Annotated in this window: 3 protein-coding genes; 1 reads left to right on the plus strand and 2 read right to left on the minus strand. The window is 42.0% G+C overall.

Features of this window, described 5'->3' with window-relative positions:
* Positions 1 to 1,299, plus strand: a 1,299-nt coding sequence (locus CAG60_RS12590) for an L-tyrosine/L-tryptophan isonitrile synthase family protein (protein WP_161439062.1), incomplete at its 5' end; no start/stop codon positions are given.
* 148 nt (positions 1,300 to 1,447) lie between these two features.
* Here CAG60_RS12590 and CAG60_RS12595 read toward each other — a convergent pair.
* Positions 1,448 to 2,377, minus strand: a complete 930-nt coding sequence (locus CAG60_RS12595; RefSeq protein WP_161439063.1) for a sodium-dependent bicarbonate transport family permease — start codon at positions 2,375 to 2,377, stop codon at positions 1,448 to 1,450.
* A complete protein-coding gene (locus CAG60_RS12600) occupies positions 2,367 to 2,597 on the minus strand; it encodes a hypothetical protein (RefSeq protein WP_161439064.1) in 231 nt (76 codons plus the stop codon). The genes CAG60_RS12595 and CAG60_RS12600 overlap by 11 nt, the downstream gene beginning before the upstream one ends.
* Positions 2,598 to 2,691 lie beyond the last annotated feature (94 nt).

Genomic DNA, 2,691 nt, shown 5'->3' on the forward strand with positions numbered 1-2,691 from the left:
GAGTTAAAACTTAGGAATAATAAAATGAATCAAACCTATCTAGGTTTGAAAAAATTCATGAATCAAGATCAAAAATATGTATTGTCAACGCTTTCTTACAAAGAGCGTCGTCTTCGTTTAGCTGAAATTGCTAAAGGAATGATGATACAAGGGAAAGCTCTAGATAACTTTCTAAAACAAAAGTTTTCCGATTCGATTCGTTTGAGTATTCATGAGCATCCAATGAATGGAAAAAAGTATTCGTTATATTTATTTGCAGAGCGACAATTTAAAACACCTTGGCATAGCACAGTACTTTTTGATGCAAGCCAAGGTAAAATCATGATTGATACTAAAGAAAATCATCTCAAGCGTACAGGCGTTATTTTACCTATTTTCTATAAGGGTAAAACATGGTGTTATTTACAATTAACTTGCGTTGATCAATCTATGAGCCACGTTGTCAGCCAAATTCGAGCAGAGTTACATCATGAAAAAGCAGGTTTACGTTTAATCAGTCCTACACCTTCTTTATCGGCGTCTGTCTTGAACATTAATGAATTGAGCCAACTGGTTAAAGAGTTTGGTTCGGTGTTATTGCATGGTTTTGCGCCTTTTCATCATCCAGATGATTTTTCGACTTGGTATCTGCAACATCGTTCTGCTGTCATTTGGGGTAATGATAGCGTTGTTGAAAAATTGTCCGGTGAGGCGCTGCAGCAATCTATTGGTTGGCAATTCGCCACTTTATCCGATGCGATGGTTAATAGAACTTATCGATACGATTACGAAGATATTACTCCTCATGAATATGCTCTGTATTGCGCTTATTCAGAAACGCCTGTCCATATGACTACGATAGATGCTGGATTAGCACCCTTAACCTTACGTGGTCAAGAACGTGAGCAACTACGAAAGAGCATGTTATATCCAATAAAGCATCACCAAGACTACGCGGAGCAAGAATTACCACCATTGATTCGTTATTGCCAAGTATCTCGGCAAGATATTTTTCGTTGGCAAGGTCACTCACGTGGTCAAAATTCAACAATACGCTTACCGCAAGTGGATGGGCGATCAAATGGAGAGCCGCTTGAACAGCGTATTGACCATTTATGCACAGAGCCGTCTCTTTGCTTTGAACATACTTTGGTGGCAGGGGATATTCTTTTCGTAAATAACTTAACGACACTGCAAGCGAGCCATTCGTTATCACCGAGCAATCAATGTTGGCGCATTCAATTGCAGCCACCATCGATCAACTCACCATGGCAGCCACACAACCGTATGATACAAAAGGCCGTCAGTGAAGTAGTGTGAAGATAAATTGATGTATGGATAAAAGGCACAACAGCTCATCACACTGGGTGCCTTTTCTGATTTGTTTTACCCGTGATATAGAGGAAAAGGCAGGTATTTATCTCTTCGGTGTAGATGATACCTATGGTCTCGAACCGGTGAACGGTATTTAACTAACAGCCTGGCCAAGAGCAATAAAAAATGGCACGTTAAACAGGACATTGAAAGGAAAAGTAATGCCTAATGCCGCGGTGATCGACATCCCCGCATTGGCTTCGGGCAGACTCTCTTTCATCGCGGCCGGGACAGCAATATACGATGCACTGGCTCCAAGTACCGCCATCAGCGTGATCCCGCCAGCGCTAAACCCAAGTAGCATGCCGAGCCCTGTGCCCGCTAACCCGCCAATCATCGGCATAAAAATAGCAAAGCTGATTAAAAACAGACTGTTATCCCTAAGTGTTGCCAATTGCTGACCGGCAATTAAGCCCATTTTCAGAAGAAATAACGCTAAAATAGCCGAGAAAAGGTCAATAAACAGTGGCGAAAGCTTGTGTACGGTATCTCCCCCTACATAGCCAATGACTAAACTGCCGATCATCAATAGCAGGCTTGGATTGGCGAGGAGTTCTTTTTTAAGAAAGTGACGATTAATCAGCGATACGCTGCCTTTGGCGAGTATTAAACCAACGATGATCGCGGGCATTTCCAATAACACGACAAACAGAGGGAAGTAAGCTTCATACGGGATCTGCTTAGCTTCGAGCAAGGCAACCGCGACGGCATAAGTTGCAACACTGACGGAGCCATAGTGAGCGGCAATCGCTCCAGCATTGATTTTGTCTAACTGACCAAAATACCGCAGTAGCGGATAAGCGATCAGGGGCAGCAACAAACCGAATGCCACCACAATCAAAGCCATCACGAGAAGACTGGCTGCGATATGCGCTTGTAAGGCAATACCGCCTTTAAGGCCTATCGCAATCATCAATATCAGACTAAGGGTTTTATACAGGTTATCTGGGAAAGGAATTTTTGCGCCCAGTAGCTGGCAGACAATACCCAGAATAAAAAAAGCAATCACCGCATCAAGCACCATGTTTAGTGCTCTCCTTGCTTGTTAAGCTGATGGTTGGCATTTTCGTTTTTACAGAACGATTAAACGCGGTTTTAAGCCCTTCAAACGCGGTATAACTTGCTAGCAAAGTAGCACAAACAAGAAAACTAAAAGCGTTATACCCGATGGATAAACCTACATAGTAGAAGGTTACCAGCATCATCACTGTGGTCATTGGCAGTGCCATTGTACGAAATCTCATTACACTCTCCTGCAAATTTTTCAGCATGTTATGCTGTTTTAATAATAGATAAAAATAGATAATAACTAACTTTTATATAGGTAATACTCTATAT

Origin of the sequence: Vibrio sp. V33_P6A3T137 (assembly GCF_009904835.1) — a bacterium.
GTDB lineage: Bacteria > Pseudomonadota > Gammaproteobacteria > Enterobacterales > Vibrionaceae > Vibrio > Vibrio metschnikovii.

Coding starts and splice junctions, on each gene's coding strand:
- CAG60_RS12600 (WP_161439064.1), bottom strand. CDS start 2,597: ATGAGATTTCGTACAATGGCACTGCCAATGACCACAGTGATGATGCTG.
- CAG60_RS12595 (WP_161439063.1), bottom strand. CDS start 2,377: ATGGTGCTTGATGCGGTGATTGCTTTTTTTATTCTGGGTATTGTCTGC.